Source organism: Bacillus sp. IS1, assembly GCF_032461585.1.
Taxonomy (GTDB): Bacteria; Bacillota; Bacilli; order Bacillales; family Bacillaceae; genus Bacillus; species Bacillus velezensis.
The window spans coordinates 151,028-172,633 of record NZ_JAWCWR010000001.1 but is presented as its reverse complement, the minus strand read 5'-3'; the positions used below and the strand labels follow the sequence as shown (position 1 = coordinate 172,633).

Sequence of the window (21,606 nt, the reverse complement as noted above, 5' to 3'; positions counted from 1 at the left end):
TATCAGCCTTTTCAGCTTTCGATCCGGGGCGCTGTTCTTCCGCCGCCCGTCAAAAACACGGAGACACCGAGGTCTTTGCAGATCGTCGCGTAATGTAAACTTGTCAGAAGAATCATGCCGGTATTCATGCCGAGTATAATGCCGAGCATTTGCAATTCCGGCATAGAACCGAGCACATACATCATCGAAAGCCCTACAATGCTGCTCCATACGTTATGATAAAACGCCGTTTTCACGTGGCCGATGCCGATCAGACAGGCCTGAAGCGGCATCACAAACAGGTGAAAAAGAAAAAACGGCCACAAAAGCTGCAAATAATACTGCGCTTCCGGAGACTGAAAAAACAAATGGGTCAGCGGGCCCGCGAACTGAAACATGACCCAGACTGCCGGAATGCCGTAGCCGAATGTAATAAAAATCGCTTGTCTCAGCCGTTTCAGCACAATATCATATTGGGACAGCGCATACGCTTCTGAAATGCTGGGAATCATGACGACCATCAGCGAATGGGCGATAAATGCGGGAAACGAACCGATTGTCATCGCTACACCGGCTAGCATGCCGTATTGATCAATCGCAGCTGTCCCGGCTGCCCCGGACGCCAGCAGCGCTCCTTTCACTAAAAAGGGTTCAATGGCGTTTGTCACCGCATGAAATATACGAAGTCCCGTTGTCGGGATGGATACGGCCAGGAGGCGTTTCCGCACGTCTTTCCCGCGAAGATGAATGTGCTGATGGCCGGAAAGCGCCCTCCGCGCCAAAATAAACTGCGTATACAAGTAAACGAACACCACAACATCGCTTGCGACCAGCACAAATAACGAAATGAGCACGGCCATATCAATTTCAAAAGAGTACCATTGAAAAAAGATAAACAGACAAAGCACTTGAATGATTTTTTTCAAGACATTCGCAACCGCGATTTTTCCCATTTGCTGCACACCCATAAAATAACCTCTGGCGATGGATGTAAAAGCGACGACTGGAATCAGCCCGATGACAATCCCTTTAATAAACGGGTGATACGTATCGAATACAGGAATGAACGGCAGCGCGATGCTTGCGGCCGCGGTTGAAAACGCGGTAAAAACGGCGGTCATTCTGAAGGCATGCCGGAGCATGCTTTCATGCAGCTTCTGATTGGATTCCGCGATGAATTTTGAAATGGAGATCGGAAGCTCCAGACTGGCGATCACGATAATTAAAAAAATGGTGGGCAGAATGCTCATGTAAAGCCCCATCCCATGCTCGCCAAGCTCCCGCGCCAGTATCATATTCACGACAAATTCCAGACATTCCGCGAAAAAGGCGGCGATGGATAAAAGAATGATCCCTTTCACAAATCGATTCATGGTGTCTCTCCTTGTCTCTCGTTCTTCCATCATCATATGAGACAAGTTCTGAAAATATTTTCGATTTCTCAAAATTGAAAAAAGCATAGCCGGGATATTTTTGATCCCGCTATGCTTACATCGCAAATACGTGTCTGCCGATCCGTTCGATAATTTTTCGGGAACGGATCCAGTGGTCAGATGCCGTTTTCGGATTGTAGAAAAACAACGCGTTCGTTTCTCTGCCCGGATGGTCAAGCGCCTCATTTGCGGCGGCGACGGAATCCTTATCCGGCTTTTGATTAATGCTTCCGTTTGCTACCGGTTCAAATGCATTCCTTTGATAGATCACGCCCCGAATGGTATCCGGGAAGCCGTTTTTTTCAGTGCGGTTCAGCACTACGCTGGCTACGGCAACCTTCCCTTTATAAGATTCACCTTTCGCTTCTGCGTGAACGAGACGTGCCAGAAGTTGTCTGTCAGCGCGGGAATACGTTTTTTTCGGCGGCTGATAAGCCGTCTCTTCCGGTTTGGCTTTCTTCTCTTGGTGAGATGACAGCTTTATCGGTTGGATAGAATGCTTATGATCCGTTTTTGAAAGCTTCGGAACCGAGCTTTTTTTATTTAAATCAGCAACCAGTGTGCTGGGTTCTTGCTTTGGCTTCTTCGCAAAAGTAAACAGAGCTTCTGTATGTTCAATTTTTGATGCAGGCATAAAACATAGAAAAAAGACAGCCAAGGCAGCAAATTTTGTCGTCATACGATTTCCTCCTTAAAATACTTCACTACCTTAACAAGAGCTGTGCGCAAATTCACGGTTAAAGATTTTCCAGTGCTCCCAATCAGCTTTTATGATGGAAGAAGTTCGTTAACAGCCTTGTTATTGGCAGGAAAACAGCCGTCATTTTCACAACATTAACCAAATAGCAGTAAAAGTATCCATCGGAGGGATTTTACATTTTGTTTACTTCTGTTACAGGCAGATGAAATGAGAAACTAAAAAACAAAAAAAAGACTCCTCAAGTGCGAGGAGCCGTCAGCTTCTTGACTGTTCTAAATACTGAAATATAACATCTCCGCCCTGCTGGGCAATACCGCGGAAATGCTTAAAATCTTCCTGCTTCGACAAAACCGCTCGAAATGCAAGAAAATGTTCTTTCTGCACCCTGAATTCTTTGATTTCACCGGTGCGCATTTGGTTGATACGTTCTGAAATTTCCTCAGGCAGCAACGAATACAGCCTCCTTTTCTCGGCTTTTTCCCGAAAAACAATATACCATCTTTCCCCCGCCGGGACAATGATTGAGCGGGCTGATACCCATATCGCTTTACTTCTTAAAGAAAATACTGCAAAATATTTTCAAACAGGATTTATGATAAAGGAGAGGAAGCTCGTGAAAATTGCTAAGGTTGGAAACGTCATTGAATTTAAAAACGGATTAACCGGTATTGTTGAAAAAGTAAATGAAAACTCCGTCATCGTTGATGTAACCATCATGGATAATTATCGTGACCTTGAATTAGATTCCCTCACTGTCGTCAACCATAAGAATTATAAAATCATCAGAGACTCCTATTAAACCCCCCGAACATCCGAACCATTTACATATCCCGCACAAAAGCTGCCGCCCGGCAGCTTTTTCAAATGAATTCAGCTCTCGGTCATTTCTACAAAAAAATCACCTGTCTCATCTTTATTGTAAAGATTTGTGACGGATGTATAGTAGTTGGTTATTTTACCGCGGAATTCAAGCCCACGCTCGGGCGCCTTGATGTCAAATGTTTTTTCATACAAAAGGACGGCAATATCATGATACGTTTCAGAGGTCACCTTCAATACAAATGAAATCATGCGGCCGTTTTTGCCCGCACTTTCTTTACAATCATACATTTTCAGCCTTACACCGTTTAACTCTAACGGCTCCATAACGAACACTCCTTCTTTTTACAGGACATGCTATCATGCTGACCATTCCTTTACAATTGATCCGCTCCGAATGAGAAAAAACAGCGCAGGTCTTTACAAACATACGTTCCCTATTTTATAATGAAACAGACGAGCTGCCATCCAGCCCCCGTCACGTAATGAAGCGGCGAGTACACTCCCCCCGGGTTTACTCGTCTTTTTAATACTGAACTTTCATGTACTATTTATTCTTTGGCAGGAAAATCATGCATGGAAAAGGAAAAGTGGAAACTTAATTTAAATATCGTTTTTGTTATACAATGATTACAACTCACCCACTTTAGAAAAACCGCTAGTCAATTTCAATACTTATCTTTCGATGTCATTACCCAAATTCAATATCACATCAATTTAACTCCAAAAAATCTCCTTTTCGATATCAATATCCCCTTTATAGATATTTAACATTAATAATACTCACAAAACCAAACAAGGGGTATATTATAATAACCCTGATCTACTCTTATTTTCTTAAATAGAAGCGACTTTAAATCACAATACTCTTACATGTGGAATACACTCAACTTATATTTCTAACCAATACATTTCACTCGATATTGTTCAATTCAAACGACCCTCGCAAAAACAAACTTATGGATATAATGTAATTAATTTGATATTGTTATTAACGACTAATTAAAATTGAAAAGAGTGAGAATTTTGAGTAACCAATTGACTTTATTAAATGTTCATTTAGATGATTATATAAATAAAAATGGCAACCAATTTCAAACAAAAGATAAAGCATTTGAGGTGTTCTCAACCGAACAAATATTTAAAAACCAAGACATTGCATTTGACGAAGCATTACTTGGTTTAGTTGGTGATAGTAAGGATTACGGGATTGACGGAGTCTATATTTATTTGAATGATGAATTAATCAATAACCTAGAAGAGGTTGAAATCCAAAGTAAAATGAAACTAGACCTCCATTTTCTTCAATATAAAAATACTAACACCATTAATGAATCTGTGATTGATAAATTTATTGTAGCAACGAACATTATATTTGATTTAGACAAAGATTTAGAATCAATAAAAAAAGCTGTTTCTGAAAATCTTATCGAAAAAATTTATTTAATACATAATATAATTAAGAAAATAGCAATAAAGCATCCAACATTGAACATTAATTTTTATCATGTTTGCAAAGGAGATAAACAAAAGATATATGGCCCCAAGTATAAGAACCATTCATATCTAAATAAAATCAGTATTTTAAGAGAAAAGACACTTCAATCAAATCTAGGCAAAATGAATTTTAATTATAAACTTATTGATGCTGAATACATATTAAACCTTTTACGTAAAGAACCAGACTATTCGCTTGCATTAAAACTAAATGAAAACCCAATTGCTATAGATTACAGAGAATCCGATCAAAGGGGTTATATTGCTTCTGTAAATGTGAAAGAATATTATAAATTTCTATGTGATGGAGATAATACTTTAAGAAAATATCTGTTTGAATCTAACATTCGGGATTTTCAAAACAATACATCTGTAAATAACGACATAGCAGAAACTCTTAGGGAAAAAAATGAATTTGATTTTTGGTGGTTAAATAACGGGATAACTATTATTGCAGAAAATGGGACATTGATTGGAAAAACACTACAATTAGAAAATATCCAGATTGTAAATGGTTTACAGACTTCACATACTCTTTATAACGCCTTCAGCGTTGATCTTCCTAAAAATGATACCCGTTCGATATTATTAAAAATTATAATAACAAATAAAAAAGAAACAATGGACACTATTATCAAGTCAAATAACTCTCATAACCCTGTACCTCCAGCCTTATTAAGAGCTACTCATAAGGTACAAAGAGACATCGAAGATTACTTCTTAGCGAACGGCTACTTTTATGATAGAAGAAAAAATTATTATAGAAATCAAAACAAGCCGATAAAAAAAATAATTTCTATAAATTATCTATCTCAATGTATAACATCAATTGTTGAAAAAAACCCATCAAAAGCAAGATCAAACCCAACAATTCTTACTAAAAAGGAGAGTGATTATAATAGACTTTTCCCAGATAATAGACCGATGGAAACTTACCTTCAATCAATAAAATTGATGAAACGAGTTGAACAATTTATAAAGCAAGTGTTTGCACCAAATGACGATATAGATATTGCTCTATCAACACATTACAATTTCCATATATCTAGGGTGCTTGCTTCTGTAGTATTAGATAAAGCTCGGTTCAATGGCGATAGAGATTTATGTAACATAGACGTAGAACATATAACTGATGAAATAATCTTTACAGCGTATAGCTTTACAAAAGAATTAGTTTTAAAATATTCTGAGGAAATCTCCCAAACAAACTTAACCTACGTTTCAAAACAAATCGCATTAAGTGACTTTATAAATGAAAATATTTCAGACCTAATTACGAAATGAATAACAACATCTTAAGTGTTTTAGGGGGTAACTTGAAATTTTACCCCTTTTTTATCTCTGAGTTTTATCGAAGACTACAAATTAAAAATGACAGTCCCACACTAGATATAGAAGACATGATCTAAAAAAAACCGGTAATTGTGACCCTGTCCAGTCTAAATTGAAAGGTAATTTCTTGGCTAACCTCACCGAATAGTCTCCCTTCTCGTTTATGAACCGATTATCGAATATGTACATCTTCTTTTGAATAGTCTTATTTTTATACAAGTTTAATGGGATTGCTGATTTTAATTGACTCCAGTACCTTCTATCCATTTACCCGTGTTTTAACTTGTATTTTTAGATTTTCATCTCCAATATGCTACAAAATCTTTTTTCAAGCTGGCTGGCTCAAATTCAAAATGACGATCTCTGAAATAGCAAATCTGCTCCGACTGGTCTTTCTGAAGCTTATCCGATCACTCCTCTACTATTTATGCGGACCCCTCTTTTGACACACCTGCTTTTAATCTGCGGAAACTTTCGATAACCATCAAAGAACTGCCGCCCGTTTTCTCCTATGTATCGATTTTCACATTGTGTTTGCGTATACCTTAAAAGCGACTGGATGTGCTTGAATATGCTAGGCCGAATTTAACCATTGGAAATCTTCGGATCGAGCACTCTTCACTTTAATGCAAACAAATTTCCATTTTGAATGACTGCGATATAACACTCCGTATTGCCTATCTTAGGGTACGTAAATCTCTAATCGGCAGGTCGCCTTTTACAAAAAGCTCGACGGCCGCTCGAATTAATTTGCGGTAACCCCGCCCCCTTTTTCTGATCGTTATCTATCGGCTTAGAATCTGTTTGCCTTTGTATAATGTGTAAGTGTTGAATGATTTTTCGACAAGGTCGATGAAACTTTTTTCATCCGTTATTTATTAATTGTGAATATACACTTCGGAAAATGGACAAAAAAATAACCCCGCCTAAAAAGACGAGGTCACTTCAGTCACACTTACGTTCATTATCGACTCTATTTTATTCTAATTACGGGTCACACTGCGCTGTGACTCGGTCACATTTCCGTCTAAAACTGACGCTAAATGTTCGGGTTTTACCGTGACCTCACTCCGTTTCACACTTCGTATCACAACCAGGGGTATTTAAGTTATATTCCGAGACCGTACTCCTTCTGAAAATTAACGGTTGTTAATCGTCTCCGGATACATATCATGATTCATCATCCGATGTTCGGCCATTTTTTCATATTTTGTTCCCGGTCTGCCGTAGTTTGTATACGGGTCAATGGAGGTTCCGCCTCTTGGCGTGAATTTGCCCCATACTTCGATATAACGCGGATCCATTAATTCAATCAAGTCATTCATGATGATGTTCATGCAGTCCTCGTGGAAGAAAAGGCAGGTCAAAGTCTTGTCCCATAAGTACTTGCTCTAGACATTAATCATAAAGTCACACCAATTTCACACCTTACCGAACGATTGATTTTAACCTTTTTGGGGACTATTTGTAATCTCTGCGCAGTGAAATTATACCTGTGCTAGCCCGCCATCTACGAACAATTCAACACCCGTCAAGTAACTGCTTTCGTCTGAAGCAAGGAAAGATACAGCGTTTGCTACTTCTTCAGGTGTCCCAACTTTTCCAGCTGGAACAGTATTTCTGGTATTTTCCATTGCTCCTTCAAGTGCATCACCAAAAAGCTCATCGTATGCAGGTGTAAGAATAGCTCCTGGACTAACCACATTTACACGGATTTCAGTACCTTTTAGGTCAAGAATCCAGTTGCGAACTAGTGCTCTTAATGCTGCTTTAGATGCTCCATATACACTAAACGCTGGGTTGCCAATTGATCCAGCAGTAGAGCCCGTTACAATAATAGAACCTGCTTTGTCCGGGAATAGTGATAACGCTTTTTGAACAGTAAAGATGGTTCCTTTAACGTTAATGTCGAACGTTCTATCAACCTGCTCTTCAGTAATTTCACCTAATGGAAGGAAGTTGCCGGTGCCTGCATTAGCAAAAAGAATGTCCAACTTACCTTTTTCCTGCTTTATAATGTCATATAGTTTGTCTAAGTCTTCAAGCTTAGAAATATCACCTTGAACACCGGTTACGTTCTTGCCAATTTGGTTAACTGCTTTATCAAGTTCGTTTTGTCTGCGTCCCGTGATATAAACATATGCACCTTCGTTTACAAATTTTTGTGCTGCAGCAAGACCAATCCCACTTGTTCCACCCGTTACAAGCGCTATTTTACCTTCAAATTTACCCATACTTAACACTCCTTTAGAATTAATTTTATTTTATGTCTAGTACCTTTAAGTACTTGAAGAACAACTTACAAGATATAGTATCCTTCAGTAAGCACATTATCGGAAGTACCCACTTTTTTGTGATATAGTAACTAAAAAGTAATAAATGTGGAATGGAGAGCTTTAGACATGAAAAAATTTAGCTGTGGGTTTGAAGTGACAAAGGAAGTTATTGGCGGAAAATGGAAAGGCCTTGTATTATACTTTTTAATGAATGGACCAAAGAGAACGAGTGAATTAAAGCGCATTATCCCAAATATAACTCAGAAAATGCTGATTCAAACACTTAGAGAGCTTGAAGCCAGTGGACTTGTAAGCAGAAAGATGTATAATCAAGTACCGCCGAAGGTTGAATATTCATCCACTGAACTTGGAGAATCTCTTAAACCTATCTTGCAGGAGCTCTGTCAATGGGGAAGCCATTATGCGGAGCAAGAGTATGCAGAAGGTGAATATGAAATTGTACAACCAGAACAACTAAAGTTAGGATTGATGTAGCTGCTGAAGTAAATGCTAAACAACTTCAATACCATCACCTAACAGATGAAGAACAGTCAGAAATAAATGAGATATTCAATTTTGAAAGTGAAGTTCTAATAAGAAGTGTCATCGACTATATTCAGGAGAACTTTGATGAAATTCAAAAAAGAGCTGTTTCAAATGTTAAAGAGAAGGTTCAGAAACTTAGCCAAAAAATAAATGAAGATATTGATAATAATATTTAATGCCTATGATCTCTAGATAGGCATTTTTTCTTTCGGATAAAAAAGAAAAGACGTACAAATTGTACGCCTTAATCTGCTTCTGTACTATCAATTTTTCACTGCATAAAAGTCACAGTTCAGGTTGCACCAGGTCACACTTTTATTGAGCTTAGTGCGGGTCACACTTCGCTGTGACTCGGTCACAATTCCGCTGAAAATTAGCACTGAATGTTCGGATTTTACTGTGACTCCACTTCGTTTCACACTCCGTATCACACAACGGAATAATTACCGATTATCAATCGTCTCCGGATACATATCATGATTCATCATCCGATGTTCGGCCATTTTTTCATATTTTGTTCCCGGTCTGCCGTAGTTTGTATACGGGTCAATGGAGATTCCGCCTCTTGGCGTGAATTTGCCCCATACTTCGATGTAGCGGGGGTCCATTAATTCGATCAAATCATTCATGATGATGTTCATGCAGTCCTCGTGGAAATCTCCGTGGTTGCGGAAGCTGAAAAGATACAGCTTCAGCGATTTGCTTTCCACCATTTTTTCGTCCGGAATATAGCTGATGTAGATGGTTGCAAAGTCCGGCTGTCCCGTTTTCGGGCAAAGCGACGTAAATTCCGGGCAGTTGAATTTAACGAAATAATCACGGTTCACGTGTTTATTCGGAAATGATTCCAAAACCTCCGGCGCATATTCAAATAAATAGTTTGTCCCTTGATTCCCCAGGAGCGTAACTCCTTCTAATTCTGATTCTTTTCTTGTCATATAAATCTCCCTTTCTATTAAACTCCCCGTTTATTGCCCCAAAGCAGCGTATGCAGCTGAGGCAGGACTCTGACGAGATTCAGATCCGAATCGGCTGAAACCTTATCAACGAGTGTTTCGTATTTTCCGAGCAGATGTGCGATTAATGCCCGGTCGTCCGTCGTATGGACGTTATCGTTTCCGACCTGAAGATAAAACGGGATATTCGGATACCGCTTGTGCACGGTTTTCGCGAATTGCAGATCTTCATCATTAAAAATGACGACCTTTAAGCTGACCGCGTTAAGCCTTTCTGCCGCATCAAGCGAAGACACAATGTGATCGAGCTTTGCAAAATCGGTTGTCATCCCCGAACTTGGCGGCTTCGGTGAAATCGTCAGGTCGTTAATCATTGTGAACCAATCCTGATAGACCGTTCCCTGCGTTTCTAAAGCGGCGCGCACCCCGTGCTCTTTCAGCAGCAGAATCAGCGCGTCAAGCTGCTTTAACAGCGCCGGGTTTCCTCCTGAGATGGTGACATGGGAAAAGGCGTCTCCGCCGATTTCTCTCAGCTCGCGGTAAATGTCTTCCGCCGTCATCCAGCGGATATCTTTTTTGGCTGAGCCGTCCCATGTAAAAGCGGAGTCGCACCAGCTGCAGGAGTAGTCGCATCCCGCCGTGCGGACGAACATGGTTTTCTGGCCGATAACCATGCCCTCCCCTTGTATCGTCGGTCCGAAAATTTCTAAAACCGGAATTCCTTTAGCCATTCCTATCACCTTTTTTCGGGCGGTATACGCAATAGCTTGTCGGGGTTTCCCTGACAAAAATCTGCACGCAGACCGGCTGATTCTCCAGTGTTTCAAGGTAGGACTGCACCTTATCGTAAATCGTTTTGGCCACGACCTCGGTCGTCGGCAGTGAATATCTGTCATCATCAGAAAATTCCTCATGGTCATTCAGCAATGTATGGTCATAAGCGCCGTGCACCAATTTCTTCAGCACGCTGAAATTCACGAGAAAGCCTGAATCGTCCAGTTCATCCCCCGCAACTGTAATATTTACTGTATACGTGTGCCCGTGGACTCTGCTGCACGCTCCGGCGCTTTCGCGGGGAATAAAGTGCGCGGCTGAAATGTGCATGTCCTTATTCAACTCAAACGAATAAGGATGCTGAACCTGCGGGTAAATTTGAGAAAGCAATTAGTTCCGCTCTCCTTTCATTTTCATATATTCATCATATCCTTTATTGCGGAGCAGGCATGCCGGGCATTCGCCGCATCCGTCCGCAATGATGCCGTTATAGCAAGTCAGTGTGTTATTCTTTACAAAATCAAGCGCGCCGAGCTCATCCGCAAGTTTCCACGTTTCCGCTTTGTTCAGCCACATAAGCGGCGTATGAATGACGAACGGCTTTTCCATCGCCAAGTTGACGGTGACATTGCAGGATTTGACAAACTCGTCACGGCAGTCCGGGTAGCCGCTAAAATCAGTCTCGCAAACACCGGTGATAATGTGGCGCGCGCCGATTTGATATGCAAGAATCGATGCAAAGGATAAAAATACAAGGTTGCGTCCCGGCACAAAGGTTGTCGGCAGTTCCCCGTCCTTCGCTTCAATTTCGATATCATCTCTTGTCAGCGCATTCGGCGCAAGCTGATTTAAAAGAGACATATCAAGCAAGTGGTTTTTGACACCGAGCTTTTCGGCAATCGATTTTGCCACATCGATTTCTTCTTGGTGACGCTGATTATAATGGAATGTAACGGTTTCCACTTCTTCAAAGTTTTGCAAAGCCCATAATAAACAAGTCGTGCTGTCTTGGCCTCCGCTGAACACCACAACTGCTTTTTCTTTTTTCATGTCTTTCTCTCCCTTATCTATCATTCCATAAAAAAAGCGCCTTTTTCGGAGAAGGCGCCCTAAAAAACATAAAAAAACCGTATCCAAGGATACAGCTCGTCCTTAGTTTTTTATAGAGGGTGTAGCTAGAACCTCTCCCGCATCAATACGGATTTTCTTCTTTTTTCACTTTTGCTATCATACCATAATGTTGTTTCCCGTGACAATAAAAAAACAGCCTGAACCCTGTGTCAGGCTGCAAAAGCGGGTTTAAGCCCCGCGTTTTTTCCCCGGAAATACCATCAGCGCAATCCCGATCAGAACAAATAAAGCAGGCCAGAAAACAGAAACCGGAATGATCGGCTGATTCGTCATCATAAAGCAAAGTGCTGTCAAGGTCAGCACCGCAACCGGGATGAGCAGCGCCTTCTCTTTCCCGCCGAACAGCCACAGCTCAAATAAACCGAATGCCGTTGCAAGCAGGTAAACAGGCCATGTCACACCGGAGTAGGACCAATTGGTTGCCGTTTCAAAGACAAACAAGATCCCCGTAATCAACAAGATGCCGCCCGGTACGAGAAGTCCCGCGTTTTTGACAGGTTTCGGGCCGAAAATCGGAATGTGAAAAGCGGCGCCCAGCAAAAGAATGAGAGCGGGCCAGCCGCGTTCGCTGATGACTTCATTTGCATTGGTGAATATGCCGAAAATGCCCGCGGCGCACAGAACCGCAGCAGCGGTCAAAAGCCCCCTTTTCCTTCTGCCGAACAGCCAGGCTTCAAACAGGCCGAACGCAACGGCAAAGAGGTAGACAGGCGATGTCATACTTGCGTATGTCCAATCCGTCAGCGTTTCAAACCATAACAAGCCGCCCGTCACAAGCAAAATGCCTCCCGGAATAAGAAGGCCCGATCTTTTTTTCGGCTGCGTAAAGGCAGCGGCGTGAAACAAAAGCGCGGCTGCGATGATCAAAAGCGGCCACAGCCCCGGCATCAGCATACCGGCAAAGCATAGTGCTCCCACGGCTGTCAGGATGAAAGCAGGAATCAATACACCTAACTTCCTCCCGCCGAAATACCACAGTTCAAACAGACCGAGAGCAGGCGCCCATATATAAACAGGCCACGTCACGTCTGAATACGTCCATCCCGTTGCCGTTTCAAAACAAAACAGGCAGCCCAGCACTAGAAACATACCGCCCGGAACAAGCAGTCCCGCCTGGTCAGGCGTTTTTTTCGCAAAAATAAATCCGGCGTGAAACCCTGCGGACATTATAATGAAAAGAAACGGCCACGCCGAACCTGCGGATATATGTATAACTCCCGCCTTCTGTAAAAAAAACGCAATGCCGATACAAATAAAAATAAATCCCAATAATACACGTCGAGCTTTCATCTCTTACTCCTCCCCATCATTTCCCAATTCATTATACAGAAATGTCAGGAAAAAAGAAGGGGAATTCCCAAAAAATACAGACATTTTCCTTATATCCTTATTTTTCTTTCGGGATTTTTTTGCAAATCAATGCGCCGATGAAAGCGAGGCTCACATATCCAAACACCGGATAAACGGTGGAAATCAGCTGTCCGTAGCCGATTTGGCTGATAATGAAAGCAAACGCCAAAATGCCGCCGTAAATATATGTACTTTTTATATGAAGAAAACTGTTTAATTGTTTTTCCAATCCGTATAGATTGCCGATGACTGACGTAAACACTTCCCCGAAAATAATAAACAAATAAATGATATGAAGCGAACGCGAATACGAATAGACAACTTGAGCCATCGGAATGTCAAACTCCAGCACATCCGGCAGCACCGATAATGATAAAAAGCTCGCGGCAAGCACCAGTGTCAACAGAACGCCGCCTATATAAGCCCCCCTTCTGATCACCTTCTCTGAAGACATTTCGTTCGCAAGCGGCACAAGGACGGCTTGGGCGAGCGATAAATTTAACGCGCCGTAAGAGACGGCGGACAAAAGCCAATTCCACTTGTCAGGCCATACCCATTCGTCCGCGTTTCTCGTGCTTGTAAATACAAATGAATCAGCTGTCACGATAAAAGAGAAAGAAATTAAAAGCGGCACAACCAATATATTGACGCCGAACACACCTTTAACACCGCTTGTCATGACGGCAAAGCTCAGTACGATCGTCAGAAGGATCCCCGCTTGTGCGGACCATCCAAGCTGTTCATGAAACAGCGCCCCCGCTCCGGAGAGCATGACAGAGGTCACTCCCAGCAATATAAACATCATAAACATATTCACGGCGCGGCCGATGGACTGGCCGAATAAATATGTGTTCAATTCCTGATAAGATGCTGCGTGAATCCGTTTGGAAATGATCATGATTTTGGCGCCTAAATATGTAAACATCAGACCGCTTACCACGATACCGAACAGACCGATCCAGCCAAACTTCAGAAAAAACTCAACGATTTCCCGTCCCGTGGCAAAACCGGCTCCTACAACCGTGCCTACGTATACAAATGCAAGCTGACTTGCAGAACCTTTTGTTTGTCCCATTTCACCCTCCGGCTAAGCGCAGATTTGTCCAGGCCTTTATATATGCTTATGAGACAAGTCGCCCGAAAAGACGAACAAATCGTCCTTCCCCGGAGAAAACAGATTCAGCTCTCTCCTTTAAGCAAAAATATTGAAAGAAAAAAAGGGCCGGCGTATACTCTTCATCAAGAAAGGTCAAAGCATTTCATTTCCTTTCTGACTATATTGGTCAAAAATAATCAAACCTCACAAATATCACTTATCATGCTGTAAACATTTATTTTTCGGGGTTTGAAACAAAATACTTGAAAGTCAAAGAAGGTCAGAGTATACTATTAATCAAAGAAGGTCAAAGTTAAGACCTTATTTTCTAATCCATTTGGTCAAAGATGATCAAACATTTTTCAAGGAGGTTTTGGCAAATGCGTTGTCAACATTGTCAGAAAAACGAGGCGACGATTCGCCTGAACATGCAAGTCAATTCCATTCAAAAACAATTCGTTTTATGTGAAACATGTTATACAGAATTAACCCGAAAACCGTCTATGAGCATGGGGCCGCAATCATTCGGATTCCCGTTTGAGCAAGGTTTCGCTCCCAATCAAAATAAACAGCAGGCCGGCCCTGAAAAAGGCCTGCTCGACGAGCTCGCTCAAAACGTCACAAACGGCGCAAAAGCAGGTCTGATTGACCCTGTGATCGGCCGCGATAATGAAGTGGCGCGCGTAATTGAAATTTTGAACCGCCGGAATAAAAACAATCCGGTGCTGATCGGTGAGCCGGGCGTCGGTAAAACGGCTATTGCAGAAGGCCTCGCGCTTAAAATCGCTGAAGGCGATGTGCCGAACAAATTGAAAAACAAAGAGCTTTACCTGCTTGACGTCGCTTCTCTCGTCGCCAATACAGGGATCAGAGGCCAGTTTGAAGAAAGAATGAAACAATTAATGAACGAATTAAAAGAACGGAAAAACGTCATCTTGTTCATTGATGAGATTCATCTTCTTGTAGGCGCCGGCTCTGCCGAGGGATCAATGGATGCCGGGAACATCCTAAAACCGGCGCTTGCCAGAGGCGAGCTGCAGGTCATCGGGGCGACAACGCTGAAAGAGTACCGCCAGATTGAAAAAGATGCGGCGCTTGAAAGACGCTTCCAGCCCGTCATGGTTCACGAGCCTACAATAGAACAAGCCATCAGCATTCTGGAAGGCATTAAAGATAAATATGAGAAATACCACGGCGTCACATTCAGCAATGAAGCGATAAACGCCTGTGTTACGCTTTCATCCCGTTACATTCAGGACCGCCACCTGCCGGATAAAGCGATCGACTTATTAGATGAAGCCGGCTCTAAGGCGAACCTGGAGCTTGATACCGTAAATGAAGAAGATGCGGCTGAGAGACTCAAAGCAATTGACGCGGAGAAAACAAAAGCGCTTCATGAAGAAAATTATGAGCTTGCCGCGAAACTGCGTGATGAAGAAGCGGCGTTGGAAAAACAGCTGGCGCATGAAACACCGGCCTCTTCACCTGAAATCGGGGCGGAGCATATTCAAGCCATCATTGAACAGAAAACAGGCATTCCGGTCGGAAAACTCCAGGCTGATGAACAAGTCAAAATGAAGGAACTTGAAGAGCATCTTCATCAGCGCGTCATCGGTCAGGAAAAAGCCGTGAAAAAAGTGGCGAAAGCGGTCAGACGAAGCCGCGCCGGCTTAAAATCCAAAAACAGACCTGTCGGTTCCTTCCTCTTTGTCGGACCGACCGGAGTCGGAAAAACCGAGTTATCAAAGACACTCGCAGATGAACTGTTCGGTACAAAAGATTCCATTATCCGTCTCGATATGAGTGAATACATGGAAAAACACGCCGTATCAAAAATTATCGGTTCACCGCCGGGATATGTCGGACACGATGAAGCCGGTCAATTAACGGAAAAAGTGCGCCGCAATCCGTACAGCATCGTGCTGCTCGATGAGATTGAAAAAGCCCACCCTGATGTCCAGCATATGTTTCTGCAGATTATGGAGGACGGCCGTCTGACAGACAGCCAGGGCAGAACGGTCAGCTTCAAAGATACCGTTTTGATTATGACAAGCAACGCTGGAACCGGCGAAAAACAGGTGAAAGTCGGATTCCAATCTGAAGAGAGCGTCCTGGAAGAACAAACGCTGATTGATTCACTGAGCGCGTTCTTCAAACCGGAGTTTTTAAACCGGTTTGACAGCATTATTGAATTCCAATCCCTGAAAAAAGAACATCTCGTGAAAATCGTCAGCCTGCTTCTCACAGAGCTTGAAGACACATTAAAAGAGCGCGGCATCAGCCTGAGCGTCACCGATGATGCGAAAGAAAAAATCGCTGAAATCGGCTACCACCCCGCTTTCGGAGCACGCCCGCTCAGAAGAACCATCCAAGAATTGATCGAGGACGAAATGACAGATCTCTTATTGGATGACAACGAAATAAAAGCCTTCCATGTCGTAATGGAAGAGGACGGCATCAAAGTCCGGGCACAATAAGAAAAAAGCGGTCCCCTCCTTTCGGGGAGCCGCTTTTTTGTTTCTTTCTCCATGCCGGAAGGGAGAAACTGTGAAGAATTCGGGAACAATTTCTCAATCACCCTAAAGTTCCATGCACTGCCACCGATATTAACCATAGAAAGCTAGTATAAAGGATTTGGTGAAAACTATGGATAAAACATCGATTATCGGTATCATCCTCGCCTTGATTGCTTTAAGCGTGGGCATGGTGCTGAAAGGGGTCAGCTTAAGCGCACTCGCTAACCCGGCAGCTATTCTGATTATTTTGTTCGGTACGATTTCTGCGGTGATCATCGCATTCCCCGGAAAAGAAATCAAAAAAGTGCCTGCCCTTTTTAAAGTGCTGTTTAAAGAAAACAAACAGCTGACAATTGCGCAATTAATTCCTATGTTCTCTCAATGGGCGCAAATCGCCAGACGTGAAGGTCTGCTCGCATTGGAAGCAAGCATTGAAGACGTGGATGACGCATTTTTGAAAAACGGCCTGAGCATGGCGGTTGACGGACAAAGCGCAGAATTTATCAGAGATATTATGACTGAGGAAGTTGAAGCGATGGAAGACAGACACCAGGCCGGCGCAGCCATCTTTACACAAGCCGGCACATATGCGCCGACACTCGGCGTTTTGGGTGCGGTCATCGGCCTTATCGCCGCTCTTTCCAACATGAACAATACCGAGGCGCTCGGACATGCCATCAGTGCGGCGTTTGTCGCCACCCTTCTCGGGATTTTCACAGGATATGTACTATGGCATCCCTTCGCCAACAAACTGAAACGCAAATCAAAGCAGGAAGTCAAACTGCGTGAAATCATGATCGAAGGCGTTCTGTCAGTGCTTGAAGGACAGGCTCCGAAAGTGATCGAACAAAAACTTCTCATGTATCTTCCTGCGAATGAACGCGCAAAAGTCGCTGAACAAGAAGGAGAGGCAAACAATGGCGAGAAAAAAGAAGAAGAAGCATGATGACGAGCATGTGGATGAGTCTTGGCTGATCCCGTACGCGGATTTGCTCACCCTTCTTTTGGCTCTGTTCATTGTATTGTTCGCCATGAGCTCGGTCGATGCGGCGAAATTCCAAATGCTGTCTAAATCATTTAACGCCGTGTTTACCGGAGGCACGGGTGTTCTTGAATATTCAAGCCTCACCCCTCCTGAAAACGAAAAAGACGGCGTTGATCAGTTAAAAAAAGACAAGGAAAAAGATAAAGAACAGAAAAAGAAAGAAAGAGAAGCAGCCGACCGCGAAGAACTTGAAGGCGTGCAAAAGCAAGTCAATCAATTTATAAAAAATAAAAAGCTTGAAACTCAGCTTGAAACAAAGCTGACTAAAGAAGGACTCTTAATTACGATTAAAGACAGTATCTTTTTTGATTCCGGACGGGCGGATATCCGTCAGGAAGATATTCCGCTTGCCAAGGAAATCTCGAATCTCCTTGTGCTGAATCCGCCGAGGAACATTATCATCAGCGGACATACGGACAATGTACCGATTAAAAACTCACAATATCAATCTAACTGGCATTTAAGCGTCATGCGGGCCGTCAACTTCATGGCTATTCTGACAGAAAACCCGAAACTTGACGCAAAAGTTTTCAGCGCCAAAGGTTTCGGAGAGTATAAACCGGCCGTGTCGAACAAAACCGCTGAAGGGCGCAGCAAAAACAGGCGCGTCGAGGTATTGATACAGCCTAGAAACGCCGCGACTGACCAAAATCAGTAATATAAAAAAGGAAGCCTTTCAAATGGCTTCCTTTTTTATTTCTGATGAAAATGTTTAGCGTTTAATCCCACTCTTTTCAGCATTTCCGTACACATTTCTATCTCTTCATCACTCAGCACACTGATCATTTCTTTAATTTCTTCAGCATGATCAGGGAAAATATCGTCCAAAAGACGGATTCCCTTTTCGGAAATCTGTGCGAAAGTCACTCTTCTGTCAGTCGGCGAAGCTTTTCTGATGAGAAGTTCTTTTTTCTCTAATTTGTCAACAACGTATGTAATACTTCCGCTCGCTAATAAAATTTTGTCGCCGATCTGCTGAAGCGGCTGGTTGCCTTTGTGGTACAGCAGCTCAAGCACCGCAAATTCCGTCGGGTTCAGGCCGTGCTTATGAATATGTTTATTCATATGGTCGTTAATAGATCGGTACGCACGTGACAGTACAATAAATAATTTCAATGAGTTTTCTGTTTTATCCGTCATACATTCAATCATCCTTTTACAAAAGAAACCGTTACAGAGAAACATTAATAAACAAAATGAAAAATGTCAACAAAAATGTTTCCAAAATTTCTCTTCTTTTTGTCTGACCTTAATAAAATAATTTGTTTTTCTATCATTTTGGTTATTTTTTCTTATTAAAGAAGTATAAAAATGATATAATACCTCTATTCAAGTGTAATGTTGGAGCGATGCAGAGTGAATACATTTAAAGGTGCCCGGGGAAAGATCAAGCTTTATCTCATATTGGTGATCATCCCGGCACTTATTATCAGCTTTTTCATTTATGAAAAAGAAAAGCAGAAAATAGCCGATAAACACATACAGGAAGCCAGTATGATGCTCAACCTTCACCGCAATAAGCTCAATTATTTAATCGGTGAAACAAAAGCCCGGATGACAACACTTGCGATCGCTGTCGATAAGCCTGTCAATGAAGAAAAGATCATTGACATTCTTGATCAGGCTTTTGAGGATGAACCCAGATTCAGCGGTCTGTATATGCTGAATTCCAAAGGTGATGTCATCGCAAGCACGACTGATCTGAAATCAAAGGTGAACTTGGCCGACAGACCGTATTTTACGAAGGCGAAAAAGACGAAAAAAACGGTCATCACAAATGACTACTCCAGCAGAATTACAGGCCAGCGCATCTTCACGATCTGCGTGCCGGTGTTAGACGCAAAACGGGAAGTCACGGATTATTTAGTAGCCGCCATACAAGTCGATTATTTGAGAAATATGATCAATATGCTGAGCCCTGACGTTTATGTCAAGGCAACCAATCAGAATAAAGTGATATTTGCCAGCGGACGGGCTGATCAATCAGAAGGTGTGAAACCGGTCAGCGGCTATCTGGATGATATTAATTGGAATATCAATGTTTATCCGAAACCGGTTGAGCTGAATGAGCTGACCAAAAGCGTGCTGCTGCCGATGTCCAGTATTGCCGTGCTGCTGAATATTCTGTTCATCCTCGTTCAATATTATCTGCTTAAGCGCAAGACCCAGCTGGAGCGTGCTCAAAATGAAGCGCAGAAATTGGAGCTGATCGGAACGCTTGCCGCCAGCACCGCCCATGAAATCCGCAACCCGCTTACAGGGATCAGCGGCTTCATTCAGCTTTTGCAGAAAAAATACAAATCGGAGGAAGATCAGCTGTATTTCTCAATTATTGAGCAGGAGATTAAACGGATCAATCAGATTGTCAGTGAGTTTTTAGTGCTCGGTAAACCCACTGCTGAACGGTTGGAAGTGAACTCGCTGCAGGATATTCTTGATGAGATTATGCCGATTATTTATTCTGAAGGGAATCTGTATAATGTGGAAGTGAATGTGGAGATTCTCGTCAATCGGCCGCTCAAGGTCAACTGCACGAAAGACCATATTAAACAGGTGATTTTAAATGTCGCGAAAAACGCGCTGGAATCCATGCAGGAAGGCGGCCGGCTGTCCATCTATTTAGAAGCCCGCGATCATAAAGCAGTCATTAAGGTGGCCGACAACGGAATGGGCATTTCTGAAGATATGCTTGAACACATTTTTCTTCCGTTTGTAACGTCAAAGGAAAAAGGCACCGGCCTCGGCCTTGTCGTATGTAAACGAATCATGCTGATGTACGGCGGTTCGATTGACATTCAAAGCGAAGTCGATAAGGGCACAGAGGTCACCATTGCCCTCCCTGCCGCTTCTCGATGAAAAAAACACCCTGGATCGGGGTGTTTTTTATTTAAAGAAGAATATGTGTAAGAGGATATACCAGAGGAACGGCATCATAGCCGGCAGATAGTACGAGGCGCTTCGTGAGCCGTGCCAGCGGAAAAATCTGCTGACTGTACGCGGTCATCTTTCGGATGCGGCGCTTGATCAGGAAGCGCATTCAGTCTTCGTTATCTGTTTTATCATCAATCATTTGTTTGCTTCATATGCAGGCATGACGTCACCGCGGGAGAACAAGCCTATTTTCTTCACAAGGCCCTGTATTCCTTGGTGATGTGTACGATCACGGTTTACCAGCTGCTGATACGCGTTCATCAGACAGTCCAGTTCCTGGCTGTGCCTGATCGTGTCATATCCTGTAAACCCTTGCCTGTTAGCTGCATCTATCATCATTTTTCTTTTTTTATCAATAGATACAAGCAATTTTTCTTGTTCAGAATAACTGCCCATTCACTTCACCCCTCACCGCTAAAAGAATAGGAAACAAGTTTGATTGGGTTATTGAGCATTATTACAGATTATACTTTATTTGTAAACATTTTTTTACTAAATAACTTATTTTTTCATTTCATATTGGAATCTTTAGCATGAATACGAGAATAATACCCATTCGGGTAATGATATAAACAGAATGCGGCATATTCAGGAATTAAAAAACAGACACAGCTGACTTTATATTACAATAAAAAACCTCTCATGCCGGTGGGTGCATGAGAGGTTCGGGCGTCTATCAGTTTTGCACACTTTCATTTTCGTAAATCGGCACCCAGCCCTCAGTCGTCACAAAGATTCGGATTGCGACGACCCGGCGGTCTTCCTGAAGCGTAAAGTAGTGGCGGATGTTCTCCGGAACTGAAATCAAATCTCCCGGATTTAAACGGACGTCGAAAAATGTGCCGTCTTTGCCTTGAATGACGAAGATGCCGTGTCCGCTGACGATAAAGCGGACTTCATCATCCGTGTGGTGATGTTCTCTTTGGAAATTTTTTAATAATTCATCAAGGTTCGGCGTGGTATCTGATAAAGAAATGACATCCTGAGACTGATATCCGCGCCGGGCTGAAATGTCCTGAATCTCCGTGTCAAACGCCGCGAGAATCCGTTCTTTTTCATCTTCGGTTAGATCGTATTTTTCCGAAAGCTCAGACGGAAGTTTTTCAATGTTCCACTGCTCATAGATCACCTCTTGCTCGTCTAAGAAGCGCGCTACTTCTTCCTGATGTTCAATGATCGTATTCTTTTCGTCATGAATTCTGATGGTCGCCATTTTCTATTCCTC

At 42.6% G+C, this 21,606-nt stretch carries 21 protein-coding genes, 1 pseudogene and 1 riboswitch; of the genes and pseudogenes, 7 read left to right on the top strand and 15 right to left on the bottom strand.

Going from position 1 to position 21,606, the window contains the following annotated elements; genetic code table 11:
* Positions 1-11 precede the first annotated feature (11 nt).
* The 3 genes from RUW00_RS00935 to RUW00_RS00925 all read right to left on the bottom strand — a co-directional run bounded on the left by RUW00_RS00935 (position 12) and on the right by RUW00_RS00925 (position 2,562).
* Positions 12-1,352: a polysaccharide biosynthesis protein gene (locus RUW00_RS00935; RefSeq protein ID WP_003154663.1), complete on the bottom strand. Its 1,341-nt coding sequence runs from the start codon at positions 1,350-1,352 to the stop codon at positions 12-14.
* Positions 1,353-1,467: 115 nt separating this feature from the next.
* Complete coding sequence (locus tag RUW00_RS00930) at positions 1,468-2,091, bottom strand: cell wall hydrolase (protein ID WP_014417591.1); 624 nt, start codon at positions 2,089-2,091, stop codon at positions 1,468-1,470.
* 276 nt (positions 2,092-2,367) lie between these two features.
* Positions 2,368-2,562, bottom strand: coding sequence for a hypothetical protein (locus RUW00_RS00925; RefSeq protein ID WP_280145057.1), 195 nt, complete (start codon positions 2,560-2,562; stop codon positions 2,368-2,370).
* A gap of 163 nt (positions 2,563-2,725) precedes the next feature.
* On the opposite strand from RUW00_RS00925, the gene RUW00_RS00920 reads away from it, so the two are divergent.
* A complete protein-coding gene (locus RUW00_RS00920) occupies positions 2,726-2,911 on the top strand; it encodes a YkvS family protein (RefSeq protein ID WP_003154669.1) in 186 nt (61 codons plus the stop codon).
* A 71-nt stretch (positions 2,912-2,982) separates the two neighbouring features.
* Here the strand turns inward: RUW00_RS00920 and RUW00_RS00915 are convergent, their stop codons facing one another.
* On the bottom strand, positions 2,983-3,258 hold the full coding sequence (locus RUW00_RS00915; protein ID WP_280145056.1) for a DUF3219 family protein: 276 nt from the start codon (positions 3,256-3,258) through the stop codon (positions 2,983-2,985).
* A 699-nt stretch (positions 3,259-3,957) separates the two neighbouring features.
* Between RUW00_RS00915 and RUW00_RS00910 the strand changes: the two genes are divergently transcribed.
* Positions 3,958-5,712 carry an AIPR family protein gene (locus RUW00_RS00910; protein WP_017417662.1) on the top strand — a complete coding sequence of 585 codons (1,755 nt, stop codon included), beginning with the start codon at positions 3,958-3,960 and terminating at the stop codon, positions 5,710-5,712.
* Positions 5,713-6,899: 1,187 nt separating this feature from the next.
* On the opposite strand, the pseudogene RUW00_RS00905 reads toward RUW00_RS00910, so the two are convergent.
* Positions 6,900-7,112: pseudogene (locus RUW00_RS00905) on the bottom strand (tunnelling fold family protein); the annotation flags it as partial.
* Between the two features lie 135 nt (positions 7,113-7,247).
* Complete coding sequence (locus tag RUW00_RS00900; RefSeq protein ID WP_017417660.1) at positions 7,248-7,994, bottom strand: SDR family NAD(P)-dependent oxidoreductase; 747 nt, start codon at positions 7,992-7,994, stop codon at positions 7,248-7,250.
* Positions 7,995-8,162: 168 nt separating this feature from the next.
* Here RUW00_RS00900 and RUW00_RS00895 point away from each other — a divergent pair, with 168 nt between their 5' ends.
* Complete coding sequence (locus RUW00_RS00895; protein WP_017417659.1) at positions 8,163-8,531, top strand: winged helix-turn-helix transcriptional regulator; 369 nt, start codon at positions 8,163-8,165, stop codon at positions 8,529-8,531.
* Between the two features lie 494 nt (positions 8,532-9,025).
* Here the strand turns inward: RUW00_RS00895 and queF are convergent, their stop codons facing one another.
* The 6 genes from queF to RUW00_RS00865 all read right to left on the bottom strand — a co-directional run bounded on the left by queF (position 9,026) and on the right by RUW00_RS00865 (position 13,868).
* Entirely contained in the window at positions 9,026-9,520 is a 495-nt protein-coding gene (queF, locus tag RUW00_RS00890; protein ID WP_003154673.1) for a preQ(1) synthase, read from the bottom strand.
* 17 nt (positions 9,521-9,537) lie between these two features.
* Positions 9,538-10,269, bottom strand: coding sequence for a 7-carboxy-7-deazaguanine synthase QueE (gene queE, locus RUW00_RS00885; protein ID WP_003154676.1), 732 nt, complete (start codon positions 10,267-10,269; stop codon positions 9,538-9,540).
* Positions 10,262-10,702: a 6-carboxytetrahydropterin synthase QueD gene (gene queD, locus RUW00_RS00880; RefSeq protein WP_014417585.1), complete on the bottom strand. Its 441-nt coding sequence runs from the start codon at positions 10,700-10,702 to the stop codon at positions 10,262-10,264. The genes queE and queD overlap by 8 nt, the downstream gene beginning before the upstream one ends.
* Positions 10,703-11,362, bottom strand: a complete 660-nt coding sequence (queC, locus tag RUW00_RS00875) for a 7-cyano-7-deazaguanine synthase QueC (protein WP_003154679.1) — start codon at positions 11,360-11,362, stop codon at positions 10,703-10,705.
* Between the two features lie 96 nt (positions 11,363-11,458).
* A riboswitch (PreQ1 riboswitch) is annotated at positions 11,459-11,503 on the bottom strand.
* 108 nt (positions 11,504-11,611) lie between these two features.
* Positions 11,612-12,733: a hypothetical protein gene (locus tag RUW00_RS00870; protein ID WP_280145055.1), complete on the bottom strand. Its 1,122-nt coding sequence runs from the start codon at positions 12,731-12,733 to the stop codon at positions 11,612-11,614.
* Positions 12,734-12,830: 97 nt separating this feature from the next.
* Positions 12,831-13,868: a YkvI family membrane protein gene (locus RUW00_RS00865; protein ID WP_280145054.1), complete on the bottom strand. Its 1,038-nt coding sequence runs from the start codon at positions 13,866-13,868 to the stop codon at positions 12,831-12,833.
* A gap of 401 nt (positions 13,869-14,269) precedes the next feature.
* Between RUW00_RS00865 and clpE the strand changes: the two genes are divergently transcribed.
* From clpE to motB, 3 genes are all read left to right on the top strand, one after another.
* Complete coding sequence (gene clpE / locus RUW00_RS00860; RefSeq protein ID WP_017417653.1) at positions 14,270-16,366, top strand: ATP-dependent protease ATP-binding subunit ClpE; 2,097 nt, start codon at positions 14,270-14,272, stop codon at positions 16,364-16,366.
* Positions 16,367-16,535: 169 nt separating this feature from the next.
* The gene (motA, locus tag RUW00_RS00855) at positions 16,536-17,351 is read left to right on the top strand and encodes a flagellar motor stator protein MotA (protein ID WP_007408461.1); all 816 of its coding nucleotides are present in this window, start codon (positions 16,536-16,538) and stop codon (positions 17,349-17,351) included.
* Complete coding sequence (gene motB, locus RUW00_RS00850) at positions 17,323-18,108, top strand: flagellar motor protein MotB (RefSeq protein WP_017417652.1); 786 nt, start codon at positions 17,323-17,325, stop codon at positions 18,106-18,108. The genes motA and motB overlap by 29 nt, the downstream gene beginning before the upstream one ends.
* 35 nt (positions 18,109-18,143) lie before the next feature.
* Here the strand turns inward: motB and mhqR are convergent, their stop codons facing one another.
* Positions 18,144-18,590 (bottom strand): MarR family transcriptional regulator MhqR, encoded by a 447-nt coding sequence (mhqR, locus tag RUW00_RS00845; RefSeq protein WP_003154686.1) that lies wholly within the window; start codon positions 18,588-18,590, stop codon positions 18,144-18,146.
* A gap of 198 nt (positions 18,591-18,788) precedes the next feature.
* Between mhqR and RUW00_RS00840 the strand changes: the two genes are divergently transcribed.
* Positions 18,789-20,306, top strand: coding sequence for a sporulation kinase KinD (locus tag RUW00_RS00840; protein ID WP_029974827.1), 1,518 nt, complete (start codon positions 18,789-18,791; stop codon positions 20,304-20,306).
* Between the two features lie 210 nt (positions 20,307-20,516).
* On the opposite strand, the gene spo0E is transcribed toward RUW00_RS00840, so the two are convergent.
* A complete protein-coding gene (spo0E, locus tag RUW00_RS00835; RefSeq protein ID WP_003154690.1) occupies positions 20,517-20,777 on the bottom strand; it encodes an aspartyl-phosphate phosphatase Spo0E in 261 nt (86 codons plus the stop codon).
* A 280-nt stretch (positions 20,778-21,057) separates the two neighbouring features.
* Complete coding sequence (locus RUW00_RS00830; RefSeq protein ID WP_029974828.1) at positions 21,058-21,594, bottom strand: 1,2-dihydroxy-3-keto-5-methylthiopentene dioxygenase; 537 nt, start codon at positions 21,592-21,594, stop codon at positions 21,058-21,060.
* Positions 21,595-21,606 lie beyond the last annotated feature (12 nt).

What these genes read in the sequence shown, in the direction of transcription:
- mhqR (WP_003154686.1), bottom strand. Translation starts at nt 18,590, where the DNA reads ATGACGGATAAAACAGAAAACTCATTGAAATTATTTATTGTACTGTCA.
- queF (WP_003154673.1), bottom strand. Translation starts at nt 9,520, where the DNA reads ATGACAAGAAAAGAATCAGAATTAGAAGGAGTTACGCTCCTGGGGAAT.
- RUW00_RS00895 (WP_017417659.1), top strand. Translation starts at nt 8,163, where the DNA reads ATGAAAAAATTTAGCTGTGGGTTTGAAGTGACAAAGGAAGTTATTGGC.
- motA (WP_007408461.1), top strand. Translation starts at nt 16,536, where the DNA reads ATGGATAAAACATCGATTATCGGTATCATCCTCGCCTTGATTGCTTTA.
- queC (WP_003154679.1), bottom strand. Translation starts at nt 11,362, where the DNA reads ATGAAAAAAGAAAAAGCAGTTGTGGTGTTCAGCGGAGGCCAAGACAGC.
- RUW00_RS00870 (WP_280145055.1), bottom strand. Translation starts at nt 12,733, where the DNA reads ATGAAAGCTCGACGTGTATTATTGGGATTTATTTTTATTTGTATCGGC.
- RUW00_RS00915 (WP_280145056.1), bottom strand. Translation starts at nt 3,258, where the DNA reads ATGGAGCCGTTAGAGTTAAACGGTGTAAGGCTGAAAATGTATGATTGT.
- queE (WP_003154676.1), bottom strand. Translation starts at nt 10,269, where the DNA reads ATGGCTAAAGGAATTCCGGTTTTAGAAATTTTCGGACCGACGATACAA.
- clpE (WP_017417653.1), top strand. Translation starts at nt 14,270, where the DNA reads ATGCGTTGTCAACATTGTCAGAAAAACGAGGCGACGATTCGCCTGAAC.
- RUW00_RS00840 (WP_029974827.1), top strand. Translation starts at nt 18,789, where the DNA reads ATGTTGGAGCGATGCAGAGTGAATACATTTAAAGGTGCCCGGGGAAAG.
- RUW00_RS00830 (WP_029974828.1), bottom strand. Translation starts at nt 21,594, where the DNA reads ATGGCGACCATCAGAATTCATGACGAAAAGAATACGATCATTGAACAT.
- RUW00_RS00865 (WP_280145054.1), bottom strand. Translation starts at nt 13,868, where the DNA reads ATGGGACAAACAAAAGGTTCTGCAAGTCAGCTTGCATTTGTATACGTA.
- RUW00_RS00930 (WP_014417591.1), bottom strand. Translation starts at nt 2,091, where the DNA reads ATGACGACAAAATTTGCTGCCTTGGCTGTCTTTTTTCTATGTTTTATG.
- RUW00_RS00900 (WP_017417660.1), bottom strand. Translation starts at nt 7,994, where the DNA reads ATGGGTAAATTTGAAGGTAAAATAGCGCTTGTAACGGGTGGAACAAGT.
- motB (WP_017417652.1), top strand. Translation starts at nt 17,323, where the DNA reads ATGGCGAGAAAAAAGAAGAAGAAGCATGATGACGAGCATGTGGATGAG.
- spo0E (WP_003154690.1), bottom strand. Translation starts at nt 20,777, where the DNA reads ATGGGCAGTTATTCTGAACAAGAAAAATTGCTTGTATCTATTGATAAA.
- RUW00_RS00935 (WP_003154663.1), bottom strand. Translation starts at nt 1,352, where the DNA reads ATGAATCGATTTGTGAAAGGGATCATTCTTTTATCCATCGCCGCCTTT.